The sequence below is a fragment of the Bradyrhizobium sp. AZCC 1693 genome (assembly GCF_036924745.1).
Taxonomy (GTDB): domain Bacteria; phylum Pseudomonadota; class Alphaproteobacteria; order Rhizobiales; family Xanthobacteraceae; genus Bradyrhizobium.
In genome coordinates this window covers 4,523,343-4,536,828 of record NZ_JAZHSD010000001.1, presented here as the reverse complement: position 1 = coordinate 4,536,828, position 13,486 = coordinate 4,523,343, and the positions used below count along the sequence as shown (strand labels likewise).

The following is a 13,486-nucleotide window of genomic DNA, read 5'->3' as shown; positions in this document are numbered from 1 at the left end:
GGGCACGAAGGCAGACGGCTTCACTTCAACAACTCACGGCGGCAATGAATGCAAAACGTCGGCCACCACGCTTCCTCGATGGATCACGCGGTATGGGTCCCTGCGTTCGCAGGGACGACGGTGGAGGTTTACTCCGGCCGCCCCGTGCCGTCATTCAGCCAGCACGCCACCTGATGTCCTTCGCCGGCCGCCACCAGGGCCGGCCGCTCCACCTTGCAGCGGTCCATGGCGTAACGGCAGCGGGTGTGGAAGGCGCATCCCGACGGCGGGTTGATCGGGCTTGGGACGTCGCCGTCGACCACGGGCGCAAGGCGCTTTGCCTTGGGATCGGCGATCGGGACCGAGGCCAGCAGGGCCTGCGTATAGGGATGGCGCGGGTTTGCGAACAATTCGGACTTGCCCGCGATCTCCACAATGCGTCCGAGATACATCACGGCGACGCGGTGGCTGATATGGGCGACGACGGCGAGGTCATGGGCGATGAACAGGTAGGAGAAACCATTCTTGCGCTGCAGGTCGATCAACAGGTTGATCACCTGCGCCTGGATCGAGACGTCGAGCGCCGATACCGGCTCGTCGCATACAATAAGACTCGGTCCGAGCGACAGCGCCCGCGCAATGCAGATACGCTGCCGTTGTCCGCCGGAGAACTGATGCGGATAGTTTTTCATCTGGTCGGACCGCAAGCCTACCTGAGCGAACAGTTCAGCAACGCGCTCCTGTTGCGCCCGGCCCGTTGCGAGACCATGCACGCTGAGCGGCTCGCCGACGATATCGCCCGCGGTCATGCGCGGATTGAGCGAGGCGAACGGGTCCTGGAACACGATCTGCATCGAGCGCCGATGCGGCCGCATCTCGGCCTTGCTCAGGCCGGTGATATCGGTGCCATTGAGCTTGATGGCGCCGCTGGACGGCTCCACCAGCCGCAGCACGCTGCGCGCGACCGTCGATTTGCCGCAGCCGGACTCGCCGACCAGCCCGAGGGTTTCGCCCTTGCCAACGGAGAAGCTGACGCCGTCGACAGCATGCACGGTGCCGACGCGCCGCCGCAAAATGCCGCCGCGCACCGCGTAATGCTTGACGAGGTCGGTGACTTCAAGCAACGGGCGTTGCTCGGTCATGGCGCACCCACCAGTTCCGCCGCCCGCCAGCACGCCGCGAAGTGATCGTCGTCGACTTCCTGCAGCGGCGGGTATTCTGCGCGGCAGCGATCGACGGCGAGGCTGCAGCGCGGCGCAAAGGCGCAGCCCGGCGGCAAGTTCGTCAGTGACGGCACCATGCCGGGAATCTCGTTCAGCCGCGCATCGGTCTTGGCGCCAAACGAAATCACCGCCGGCATCGAGGCCATCAGCCCGCGCGTATACGGGTGTCTGGGATTCGCGAACAGGTCTTCGACGGTGGCCTCCTCGACCTTCTTGCCGGCATACATCACGATGACGCGCTGCGCCGTCTGCGCCACGACGCCGAGGTCGTGCGTGATCAGGATCAGGCCGGTGCCAAGCGTCTTCTGCAGATCGACGATCAGCGCCAGGATCTGCGCCTGGATCGTCACATCGAGCGCGGTGGTCGGCTCGTCCGCGATCAGCAATGCCGGCCGGCACGCCAAGGCCATCGCGATCATCGCGCGCTGCCGCATCCCGCCGGAAAGCTGATGCGGATATTCCTGCGCCCGCCGTTCCGGTTCGGGGATGCGGACGAGGCGCAGCATTTCGACCGCCTTGGCCCATGTCTCCCTGGAGGTCATTTCCCGGTGCAGGCGCAGCACCTCGGTGATCTGGTCGCCGATCCGCATCACGGGATTGAGCGAGGTCATCGGCTCCTGAAAAATCATCGAGATCCGGTTGCCGCGGATCTTGCGCATCTCGGCCTCGTCGAGGCCGAGCAGGTCGGTGCCTTCCAGCGTCACCGAGCCGCCGACCACGCGGCCCGGCGGGTCCGGCACCAGCCGCATCACCGACAGCGCGGTCACGCTCTTGCCGCAGCCGGACTCGCCGACGATCGCCAGCGTCTCGCCGCGGCGGACGGTGAACGAGACGTCGTCGACCGCCCGGAACAATCCCGAATTGGTGAAGAACACCGTCTGCAGGTTCTTCACATCGAGAACCGTGTCATCCTTCTGCGCCTCGGTCATCAGCCGCGCTGCCTCGGGTCGAGGATGTCGCGCAATGCGTCGCCGAACAGGTTGGTGCCGAACACCGCAAGGCTGATGGCGACACCGGGGAAAATCACCAGCCACGGGGCGGTGCGGACATACTCCGCCGCCGATTCCGACAGCATGCGTCCCCAGGACGGATAGGGTTCGGGGATGCCGAGGCCGAGGAACGACAGCGAGGCTTCGGTGAGGATGGTGGAGCCGAGCTGCGCGGTCGCCAGCACGATCAGGGGCGCCAGCGTGTTGGGCAGCACGTGGCGCAGCGCGATGCGGGTTTCGCTCATGCCGATCGATTTGGCGGCTTCGACGAACGGCAGCTCGCGCAGCGCCAGCGTATTGGCGCGGATCACGCGGGCGACCGTCGGGATCAGCGGGATCGCAATCGCGATGATCACGTTCGGCAATGACGGCCCCAGCGCCGCCGTCATCACCAGCGCCAGCACCAGCAAGGGCAGGGCTTGCAGAATATCGGTGATGCGCTGGAACAAGAGGTCGACCCAGCCCGACAGATAGCCCGATGCGAGCCCGACGATGACGCCGATCGATGATCCCAGCGCGGTGGCGCCGATGCCGACCGCCAGCGAGATCCGCGCGCCGTGCACGATGCGGCTCCAGACGTCGCGGCCGAACGAATCCGTCCCCATCCAATGCAAGGCGTCGGGCGCCGCCAGCCGGTGCGCGGAATCGACGCTGAGCGGGCTGAAGCGGCAGATCAGGTCGGCCGAGATCGCCATCCAGACGAACATCACCATGATGACAAGGCCGATGGTGCCGAGCAGATAGCGCTGTGCCAGAAACAGCAGCCGGCGCCAGCCCTGCGTCGAATGGGCGCCGGCCCGTCTTAATTCGCTATCGAAGTTGATCGTGGCCAAGCGGCTAATCCCCATAACGGATGCGCGGGTCGATCGCGGCGTAAAGCATGTCGACGGTGAAGTTTGCGACCACCACGACCACGGCGATCAGCATCACGAGATTCTGGACGATCGGGTAGTCGCGCCAGCGCAGCGCCTCGACCAGGAAGCGGGCCACGCCGGGAATATTGAACACGGTTTCGGTGACGATCAGCCCGCCGATCAGGAACGCCGCCTCGATGCCGATCACCGTAATGACCGGAAGGATGGCGTTCTTCAGCGCGTGGCGATAATTGACCGATGCCTCGGAGGCGCCCTTGGCGCGCGCGGTGCGGATGTAGTCCTGCCGCAGGATTTCCAGCATCGAGGAGCGCGTGATGCGCATGGTCAGCGCGGCGCTGCGAAAGCCGACCGCCATCGCAGGCACCGCATAGATCGCGAACGCCTCGGTCCAGGTCCTTGGGTTCGGATTGTAGATCGGCATGCTGCCGAACAGCGAGACCGACGCCATCAGGATCAACAGGCCGAGCCAGAACGAAGGCAGCGACAGGCCGCTCAGGCTGACGACGCGCAAGGTATAGTCGAGCCGCGAGCCCTGGTGGACCGCGCTGATGACGCCCAGGGGAATGCCGATGGAAGCGGAGAACAGCAGCGCCAGCGCCGCCAGCCGCGCGGTGATCGGAATCCGCGGCAGGATCTCCTGCAGCGCCGGCTTTTCCGATACGTAGGAATAACCGAGATCGCCATGCAGCAGTCCGCCGATCCAGTTCAGATATTGCTGGTAGATCGGCAGGTTGAGGCCCAGCTCCTTTTCGAGATTGGCCTTGTCGGTGGGATCGACGAAGCCGGCGGCGTCGAACAGGATGTCGACGATGTTGCCGGGAACGACGCGCAGCAGCACGAAGATGATGATCGAGATCCCCACCAGGGTCACGAGCATCAATGCGAGGCGTCGCACGATATAAGCAAACACCTAAGCGGTTCTCCCGTCAGCGTATTCCGCAAAAGTGGGTACCGGTTTTGCGGCTATTGGAGTTCGACTGGCGAACTGATTCCGCGGCTGGACGATTACTTGTCCATCCAGACGTCTTCGTAACGATAGCCGTTATAGGAGCTGTTCACCATGATGGTGATACCCTTGACGTAAGGCTGCCAGCAGGAGCCGTTCCGGCTATGGTATATGATCGGCCTCGCCACATCTTCCTGAAGCTTCTTGTCGATCTCCCAGACCAGCTTCTTGCGCTTGGCAACATCCTTCTCGACCGACTGCTGATCGAACAGTTTTTCGATCTCCTTGTTGCAGTAGTTGGTGTAGTTGCGCTCCGATCCGCAGGAATAGTTCTCGTAGAACGACTGATCGGGATCGTCGACGGCGTTGCCGGTGAGGTTGAGGCCGAGCGCGTAGTCCTTGCGCGCGACCTTCGGGAACCATTGCGCGGTGTCGACGACGTCGAGTTCGCCATCGATGTAGATGCTCTTGATCTGGTCGATCAGGATCACGGCGGGATCGCGGTAAATCGGAATGTTGCGCGTGGCGACCTTGACGGCAAGGCGCTTGTCCGGGCCGTAACCCGCCTTCTGCATCAATTTACGCGCCTCTTCCCGGTTGGCGTTGATGTCGGGGCCGTAGCCGGGGATCGATTCCAGCATTTCCTTCGGCATCGCCCACAATCCGCCCGGCGCCGGCAGCATGGTGCCGCCGATATCGGCCTGCCCCTCGAACAGGATCTGCACGAACGCCTTGCGATCCAGCGCCAGCGCTAGCGCCCGGCGAATGTCCGGATTGTCAAACGGCGGGGAGGACGAGTTGACGATGATGTTGGTGGAGACGTTGATCGGCTCGACCACGCAAACCGCATTCGGCGCCTGCGACTTGACCTCCTTGAGCAGCGGAATCGACACTTCGGTCGGGAACGTCATGTCGAATTTTCCGGAGACAAACCCGAGAATCGCCGTCGAACGGTTGGTAATGATGGTGAATTCGATGCCATCGAGATGCGGCAGGCCCTTCTTGAAGTAGTCGGGATTCTTCGTCAGCTTGATCGACTCGTTGGCCTTGAACTCGACGAATTTGAACGGGCCGGTGCCTATCGGGTGGGTGCGCATCTCGCCCGGCGAGACGTGGCAGGGATAGACCGGCGTGTAGCCGGAGGCGAGCAGCGAAAGCAGCGCCGGCTGCGGCCGTTTCAGGTTGAACGATGCTTCGAAATCGCCGCTGACGGTCACCTCGCTGACCTGGTCGTACCAGGACTTTCGCGGGTTCTGGCGGAACTTCTGCTGCGACTTGCCCATCAGCATGTCGAAGGTGCATTTGACGTCGGCCGACGTGAACGGCTTGCCGTCATGCCATTTGACGCCCTGCCGCAGCTTGAAGGTCAGTTTCTTGTTGTCGGCGCTCCAGGCCCAGCTCTCCGCGAGATCGGGGACAATCGAATCCACGCTGTTCTGCGCCACGTCCTGCTTGAAGACGACGAGGTTGTTGAAAACCGGCATGAAGGGAATGTTGATCGAATAGGTCGCGCCTTCGTGGATCGAGGCGCTGCCCGGACTGTCACGGTGATAGACCCTGAGGATGCCGCCCTGTTTCGGCTCGCCGGCCGATGCAACGTCAACAGCCGGCAGCAATAACAATGCCGCGACGGCAAGCGCTTGCACGCTCCGCATGATCCCCTCCACATTTTTCGGTCTCAATTGGCCGATTGGTATCGAGGATACCATGGCATGGCTTTGGAGCAACCTGCCAAGCCAATGCAAGGCTTGGCAATTCGGACTAATCGTAATCCGCGTGGCGGAACTTGCGCGCCGCGTTTTCGGCCACTCGCAGCAGGCTCGCCGGTTGCGTTGCGGTTCAGCCGTCGCAATGCGGCTCGCGCCAAAATGTCTCACCCGGCAATGACGCACTGCACCACTGAGCTTCGACATGTCTGCGTTCGACACCCATGATCTCGTCCGGACCAGCTTCACACGATCCGCGAGGTCTTGTTGCCCCAGTAACGATCGCGCAACAGCCGCTTGTAGAGTTTTCCGGTCGGCAGCCGCGGCAATTCGGCCTCGAAGTCGATCGAACGCGGCACCTTTTGGCGCGAGAGCGACTGGCTGCAGAAGGCGATCAGTTCGTCGGCCAGATCCGCTCCGGGCGAAACGCCGGGCATCGGCTGCACCACGGCTTTTACTTCCTCGCCGAGGTCCGGATTGGGCACGCCGAACACCGCCGCGTCCGCGATCTTGGGATGGGTAATCAACAGGTTCTCGCATTCCTGCGGATAGATATTGACGCCACCGGAGATGATCATGAAGGTCGCGCGATCGGTCAGGTAGAGATAGCCGTCGTCGTCGACATAGCCGACGTCACCGACCGTGCTCATGCTGCCGTCGGGCGAACGGGCCTCCTGGGTCTTGGCAGGGTCGTTGAAGTATTCGAACGGGCTCGCGGTCTTGAACCACACCGTGCCCGCCGTACCCTTCGGGCAGGGCTTCATGTTCTCGTCCATGATGTGGAGGTCGCCGAGCAGCACTCGGCCTACGGTGCCGCGATGCGCCAGCCACTGCTCCGAATTGCAGGCGGTGAAGCCGAGGCCTTCGGTGGCGCCGTAATATTCATGGATGATCGGTCCCCACCACTTGATCATGTCGTCCTTGACCAGCGCCGGGCAGGGCGCGGCGGCATGGATCGCGATCTCGAGTGAGGAGAGGTCGTAGCGCTTGCGCACCTCCTCCGGCAGTTTCAGCATCCGCGAGAACATCGTCGGCACCAGCTGGGTATGCGTGATGCCCCATTTCTGGATGAGCTGCAGGTATTGCTCGGGATCGAAATGCTCCATGATCACGACGGTGCCGCCGATGCCGATGGTGAGGTTGACGGCCGCCTGCGGCGCCGAGTGGTAGAGCGGCGCCGGCGACAGATAGATCATGCCCTCGCGATACTGCCAGAGCTTTTCCAGGAAATCGAACAGCGGCAGTCGCTGGGTCGGCGGCTGATCCGGCAGCGGGCGCAGAATTCCCTTGGGTCGACCGGTGGTTCCGGACGAATAGAGCATCGCGGTGCCGATGAATTCATCGGCAATTGGCGTATTCGGCATATCCGCGGTTGCCGCCTGCAGTCCGACGATGCGTTCGCTTTCACCTTCGCCGTCGGCGACGATGCAAAGTTCGACCTTTGGGCATTCCTTCAGCGCCTCGCGCGCGACGTCGAGTTTTGCTCTCGAGGTGATGAGGATGCGCGACTGGCTGTTGGTGAGGATGTAGGCGAGCTCGCCCGCCGTCAGGTAGGAATTGACGCAGGTATAATACAATCCGCTCCGTTCGCCCGCGGCACAGGCTTCGAAGTAGCGGCTGTTGTTCTCCATGAAGATCGAATAATGATCGAGCCGCTTCAGGCCGCTTTTGCGAAACAGGTGCGCCAGCCGGTTGGAGCGCGCGTCCAGCTCGCGATAGGTCACCGCTTCGCCTGATGACGCCATGATGAAGGCGGGCTGAAGCGGACGAAGACGAGCATGCTTGCCGGTGTACATGTTGGCTTTGGTCTCCTTACGCGGCCATGTCAAGAATTTCGCGAACCTGCGCCGGCCCGTCGATCTTGCGCGGATTGCGCGGCACCCAGGGCGTCGCCATCGCGGCCTGCGCGATGCGGTCGAAATGCTCAGGTCCCACTTTGACGTCGCGCAGGCTGCGCGGCATGCCGAGGCCGCGAATGAAGGCGTCGAGCACGTCACCGGCGTCCTCGCCAGGGCGCCCCATGGCGGCCGCGACCATCGCCTGCCGCTCGGCATTGATTGATCTGTTCCAGCGCATCACCGACGGCAGCATCACGCAGGAAGTGTAGCCGTGCGGCACGCCGAATTCCGCGCCGAGCACGTAGCCGATGCCGTGGCTGGCGCCCATCGGCACGCCGGAAGCCAGCGGCCCGGTCGAAAGCCAGGTCCCGATCTGGCAATCCATCCGCGCGTCGAGGTCTTTGGCGTCGGCTTTCACCCGCGGCAGCGCCTGCGCCAGCATCGACAGGCCCTTCAGCGCCTGGGCGTCGCCATAAGGGTGCGCCTCGCGCGAGCAGATGCCCTCGACGCAATGATCGACGGCGCGGATGCCGGTCGAAAGCCACAGCCATTCCGGCGTGTGCTGGCTCAGCCAGGGATCGAGGATGACAGCGCGCGGCATCAACAGCGGATGGCGCAGCGCTTCCTTGACCCTGGTCTTCTCGTTGGTGACGCCAGCCGTGGCGGAAAACTCGCCGCCGGCAATCGTCGTCGGCACGCTGATCTGGCGCACCTTCGGCGCGGTGAGTTGCGGCGAGCCGCCACGACCGGCCCTGATCCTGTCGATGTCATCCGGATTGCGGATATTGTTGGCAAGGCAAAGCTGCACCGCCTTGGCGCCGTCGGTGATCGAACCGCCGCCGATCGTGACGATGAGATCGGCATTCGCAGCGCGGGCCTGTTCGCTGGCGGCGATGACCGCGGCGCGGGGCGTATGCTGTGGCATCGCGTCGAACGTGCCGGCACAGCGCGAGCCCAGCGCGCGGCGGATGGTTTCGATCGTGTCGGTTTCGCGGTTGAGCGTGCCGCTGACCATCAGGAAGGCGCGTGTGGTGCCGAGCCGGTTCAACTGCCCGACGAGCGCCTCGGACGCCGGCCTTCCGAACACGACCTCATCCATCGCGCCGAATACGACACGCCCTTGATGCACGGCTGTCCTCCCCGGACATTCCTGGCCCTTGTTGCGGGCCTTGGCAGCAAGGTTAGCGGAGGAAATTCCCGGCGTCATGCTCGAAGGTGATGCCGTTGGGCCATCTTACGACTGCACCGCGGACGCCCTCATGCAGTCACGTTTTCGTCATCAGCCGGCGATTAGCTAAGCGTTCGTTGCCACGGGTTCCGTTCTCATCGCACTGCGAAAAACGGGAGATTTGCGTGGTGCTGAGCGTTGGCTGCGCGAATGCATAACGATTGTGCTTGATAACAGCGACTTCTTGACGAGACTGGGAACCGATCACATCTGTGGCCTCCGCCATAAGTTCCACGGCGGCTTTTCATCCATCAGGGATGTCGAGAGGGGAGATGGGGTTTGACCGCAACTGAGCAATCGAAACGTCCGGCTTTGCTGGCGTGGGCCGACATTCACTCACCTCGTAGCCTCAAATGGTTGGCCCCGATGATCGCGCTGGCGCTGTCCGCCTGCGACAACAAACCACCGCAGCAGGCGGCTCCCGCGGCGCCGCCGGTCACGGTTGCGCAGCCGGTCAAGCGCACCGTCACAGACTGGGACGAATTCACCGGACGGTTCGAAGCGATCCAGGAGGTTCAGGTTCGCGCCCGCGTCGGCGGCTTCGTGACATCAGTCGAATTCCGCGACGGCGCCATCGTGCGCTCGGGCGATCTGCTTTACGTGATCGACGCCCGTCCGTTCGAGGCGGTGGCCGAGCAGGCCGACGGCCAATTGTCCGACGCGCGGGCGAAGGCGGAGCTCGCCAGGCGCGAACTCGACCGCGCCCTGACCCTGAACCAGACCCAGGCGGTGTCCGATTCCATCGTCGACCAGCGCCGCCAGACCTTGCAGGCGGCGCGCGCCGCGGAAATGCAGGCCGAAGGCGCGCTCAAGGCCGCCAAGCTCAATATCGAGTTCACGCATGTGATGGCGCCGATCACCGGCCGCGTCAGCCGCCATCTGGTCACGCCCGGCAATCTCGTGCAGGGCAGCGAGGGCGGCGCGACGCTGCTTACCTCGATCGTCTCGCTTGATCCGATCTACATCTATTTCGATGTCGACGAGGCGACCTACCTGCGAAACAGCCGGCTCTGGTTCGAAGGCAAGCGCCCGAGTTCGCGCGATACGCCGAACCCGGTCGAGGTGACGCTGACCGGCGGAACCAAGCCCTCGCACGAGGGCAAGATGGATTTCCTCGACAATCGCCTGGACGTCTCGACCGGGACGCTGCGCAGCCGTGCTATCATCCCGAACAAGGATCTCTCGATTCTTCCCGGCCAGTTCGGCCGGGTCCGGATCATCGGCAGTGCGCCTTATGAGGCGTTGCTGCTGCCGGACACGGCTGTCGCGACCGACCAGTCGCGCAAGATCGTTTTCGTCGTCAAGGACGACAATACGGTCGAGGCGAGGCCGGTGACGCTTGGGCCGCTCGACGAAGGCCTGCGCGTGATCCGCGAGGGGCTGAAGCCTGAAGACCGGGTGATCGTTGACGGCCTGCAGCGGGCGCGCGTCGGCGCGAAAGTCACCCCGCAGATGGCCGAGGTCAAGCCGGCCGGTGGCAAGACATGAATCTCGGCCGGCTCTCCATCAACCAGCCCATCCTGGCGATGGTGCTGTCGATCGTGCTGCTGATTGTCGGCGCGATCGCCTATACCACGCTGCCGGTCTCGGAATATCCGCAAGTGGTGCCGCCGACGGTGGTGATCACCACGCAGTATCCCGGCGCCTCCGCGCAAACCGTGTCTGATACGGTCGCCGCTCCGATCGAGCAGGAGATCAATGGCGTCGAGGACATGCTGTATCTCTACAGCCAGGCCACCTCGAACGGGCAATTGACGATCACGGTGACGTTCAAGCTCGGCACCGATCTCGACAAGGCCCAGGTGCTGGTCCAGAACCGCGTCGCGATCGCGCAACCCCGGTTGCCGGAAGAGGTGCAGCGCAACGGCGTCGTCACCCGCAAGAACAGCCCCGACATCCTGATGGTCGTGTTCATGCTGTCGCCGGACGACACGTTCGACCAGCTCTATATCTCCAACTACGCGCTGCTTCAGGTCCGTGACCAGTTGCTGCGGCTCGACGGCGTCGGTGACATCCAGATTTTCGGCGCGCGCGACTATTCGATGCGGCTTTGGCTCGATCCCGACAAGATCTCCACGCTGGGCCTGACCGCGGCGGAGGTGGTGGCGGCGATCCGCGCGCAAAACGTCCAGATCGCGGGCGGGCAGATCGCGGAGCCGCCGATCGGCGACCGCGCCTTCTCGCCGAACCTTACGTTCACCGGGCGTCTGAAAGATCCGAAACAGTTCGAGGAGATCGTGGTCAAGGCCGGCGCCGACGGGCGCACGGTGAAGCTGCGCGATGTCGCGCGGATCGAACTCGGCGCGCTGGCCTATACGACCAACAGCTTCCTGCTGCGGAAATCCGCCGTCGCCATGCTGGTGACCCAACGGCCCGGTTCGAACGCGCTGGCGACCGCCAAGAATATTTCGAACACGATGGAGCGGCTGAAGACGAGCTTCCCGAAAGGGCTCGACTACAATATCGGCTACAACCCGACCGAATTCATCGCGCAGTCCGTCAGCGAGCTGATCAAGACGATCTACGAGGCGATGGCGCTGGTCGTGATCGTCGTGCTGGTGTTCCTGCAGGGCTGGCGCCCAGCCATTATTCCGATCATCGCAATCCCTGTATCGCTGGTCGGCACCTTTGCGGTGATGGCGGCGCTGGGATTTTCGATCAACAATCTCACCTTGTTCGGCCTCGTGCTCGCGGTCGGCATCGTGGTCGACGACGCGATCGTGGTCGTCGAGAACGTCGAGCGCCATCTCGAACACGGCATGAGCCGCCGCGATGCGGCGCTGCGCACCATGCAGGAGGTCGGCAGCGCGCTGGTTTCGATTGCGCTGGTGTTGTGCGCGGTGTTCGTGCCCACAGCGTTTCTGGGCGGCATCTCCGGGCAGTTCTTTCAGCAGTTTGCCGTCACCATTGCGGTTGCGACCGCGATTTCCTGTTTCTGCTCGCTGACGCTGTCGCCGGCGCTGGCGTCGCTGATCCTGCAGCCGCATGAGGACAAGCGGCCGCCGGCGAGCTGGAATTTCATCGCGCGCGGCTGGGACGCCTTTACCGGCGTCTTCAATCGCGGCTTCGATCGGCTGTCGCATGGCTATGCCAGCGCCGCCGATTTCGTGATCCGGCATTCCGTCGTGATGCTGATCCTCTATGCGGCGCTGATCGGCAGCGCCGGATGGCTGTTGATGACCACGCCGCAGGGGTTCATCCCGGCACAGGACCGCGGTTACGTCATCGTCTCGGTGCAGTTGCCGGGCGCGGCGTCGCTGGCGCGCACGACCGAGATCGTGCGTGAGATCGAGCGAATTGCGCTGGATACGCCAGGCATCATTCGCGTGGCTGCATTCGCCGGTTTCTCGGGTGCGACGCGGACGCAGGCGAGCAATGCCGCGGCGCTATTCCCGGTATTCGAAGATCCGGCAGAGCGCCACAAGAAGGGGCTTTCTGCAGGCGCGATCGCCAACAATCTGCGCGGCCGGCTGGCGAGCATCCAGGGCGCCTTCATCATCGTCATCCCGCCGCCCGCGGTGCCCGGCATCGGCACCGGCGGCGGCTTCACCATGCGGATCCAGGACCGCCAGGGCCGCGGCTCGGAAATGCTGGCGGCGGCGACGGACGAACTGGTCGGCGCCGCGCGCAAGGCGCCCGGACTGACCCAGGTGTTCTCGACTTTTGCCGCCAACACGCCGCAACTGTTCGTCGATATCGACCGCGTCAAGGCGCAGAAGCTCGGCGTGCCGATTGCCAACATCACCGACACGATCCAGACCTATTTCGGCTCGTCCTATGTCAACGACTTCAACCTGTTCGGCCGCACTTACCACGTCACGGCGCAGGCCGATCTGCCGTTCCGGAAAGAGACCTCCGATCTCGCGCGCCTGCGCACCCGCAATGCCGCCGGCGACATGGTGATGCTCGGCAGCGTCGTGAGTTTCAGCGACATCTCAGGGCCCGATCGGGTCGCGCGCTACAATCTCTACCCCGCATCCGAGTTGCAGGGCGACACGCTGCCGGGCACCAGTTCGGCGACCGCCATCAACACCATGAAGAAGCTGGCCGAGGATACGCTGCCGAGCGGCTTCTCCTTTGAATGGACCGATCTCTCGTATCAACAGGTCACCGGCGGCAATACCGGTCTCTACGTGTTTCCGATCTGCGTGCTGTTCGTGTTCCTGGTGCTGGCGGCGCAGTATGGCAGCTGGAGCTTGCCATTCGCGGTCATCCTGATCGTGCCGATGTGCCTGTTGGCCGCCACCATCGGCGTGCGCATCATGGGGCAGGACGTCAACATCCTGACCCAGATCGGTTTCGTGGTGCTGGTAGGGTTGGCGGCCAAGAACGCCATTCTGATCGTCGAGTTTGCGCGCGATATCGAACTCGAAGGAAAGGGGCGGCTGGAAGCTGTGATCGAAGCCTGCCGGCTGCGGTTGCGCCCGATCCTGATGACGTCGTTCGCCTTCATTCTCGGCGTGCTGCCGCTGGTGGTTTCCTCGGGCTCGGGTTCGGAGATGCGTCAGGCGGTCGGCGTCGCGGTGTTCTTCGGCATGCTCGGGGTGACGCTGTTCGGCCTGATTTTCACGCCGATCTTCTATGTCATCGTGCGGAATCTCGCCGACGGGAAGGGCAAGAAGCCGGCCGCCGCGTGAGCGGCGGATACGTTCATCACGGCCGTCATTCCGATGCGTGTCGATTCCGAAGTTCCCCATACTTT

The 13,486-nt window shown here is 63.6% G+C and carries 10 protein-coding genes; 2 read left to right on the top strand and 8 right to left on the bottom strand.

Annotation, left to right across the window (positions count from 1 at the left end; translation table 11 throughout):
- Window positions 1-128: 128 nt before the first annotated feature.
- The 8 genes from V1293_RS21705 to V1293_RS21670 all read right to left on the bottom strand — a co-directional run bounded on the left by V1293_RS21705 (window position 129) and on the right by V1293_RS21670 (window position 9,019).
- Window positions 129-1,121: an ABC transporter ATP-binding protein gene (locus tag V1293_RS21705; RefSeq protein WP_334512078.1), complete on the bottom strand. Its 993-nt coding sequence runs from the start codon at window positions 1,119-1,121 to the stop codon at window positions 129-131.
- A complete protein-coding gene (locus V1293_RS21700; RefSeq protein ID WP_334512077.1) occupies window positions 1,118-2,131 on the bottom strand; it encodes an ABC transporter ATP-binding protein in 1,014 nt (337 codons plus the stop codon). Before V1293_RS21700 ends, V1293_RS21705 begins: the two co-directional genes overlap by 4 nt.
- Entirely contained in the window at window positions 2,131-3,024 is an 894-nt protein-coding gene (locus V1293_RS21695) for an ABC transporter permease (RefSeq protein WP_334512075.1), read from the bottom strand. Before V1293_RS21695 ends, V1293_RS21700 begins: the two co-directional genes overlap by 1 nt.
- A 4-nt stretch (window positions 3,025-3,028) precedes the next feature.
- Window positions 3,029-3,976 (bottom strand): ABC transporter permease, encoded by a 948-nt coding sequence (locus V1293_RS21690; protein WP_334512073.1) that lies wholly within the window; start codon window positions 3,974-3,976, stop codon window positions 3,029-3,031.
- Window positions 3,977-4,071: 95 nt separating this feature from the next.
- A complete protein-coding gene (locus V1293_RS21685) occupies window positions 4,072-5,667 on the bottom strand; it encodes an ABC transporter substrate-binding protein (RefSeq protein WP_334512071.1) in 1,596 nt (531 codons plus the stop codon).
- Between the two features lie 296 nt (window positions 5,668-5,963).
- Entirely contained in the window at window positions 5,964-7,514 is a 1,551-nt protein-coding gene (locus V1293_RS21680) for an AMP-binding protein (protein ID WP_334516840.1), read from the bottom strand.
- A gap of 16 nt (window positions 7,515-7,530) precedes the next feature.
- Window positions 7,531-8,685 carry an iron-containing alcohol dehydrogenase gene (locus V1293_RS21675; protein WP_334512069.1) on the bottom strand — a complete coding sequence of 385 codons (1,155 nt, stop codon included), beginning with the start codon at window positions 8,683-8,685 and terminating at the stop codon, window positions 7,531-7,533.
- A 136-nt stretch (window positions 8,686-8,821) separates the two neighbouring features.
- Window positions 8,822-9,019 (bottom strand): hypothetical protein, encoded by a 198-nt coding sequence (locus V1293_RS21670; RefSeq protein ID WP_334512068.1) that lies wholly within the window; start codon window positions 9,017-9,019, stop codon window positions 8,822-8,824.
- Between the two features lie 131 nt (window positions 9,020-9,150).
- On the opposite strand from V1293_RS21670, the gene V1293_RS21665 reads away from it, so the two are divergent.
- Both V1293_RS21665 and V1293_RS21660 read left to right on the top strand, forming a co-directional pair.
- Window positions 9,151-10,272, top strand: a complete 1,122-nt coding sequence (locus V1293_RS21665; RefSeq protein ID WP_334516838.1) for an efflux RND transporter periplasmic adaptor subunit — start codon at window positions 9,151-9,153, stop codon at window positions 10,270-10,272.
- Window positions 10,269-13,421 (top strand): efflux RND transporter permease subunit, encoded by a 3,153-nt coding sequence (locus tag V1293_RS21660; protein WP_334512065.1) that lies wholly within the window; start codon window positions 10,269-10,271, stop codon window positions 13,419-13,421. The genes V1293_RS21665 and V1293_RS21660 overlap by 4 nt, the downstream gene beginning before the upstream one ends.
- Window positions 13,422-13,486 lie beyond the last annotated feature (65 nt).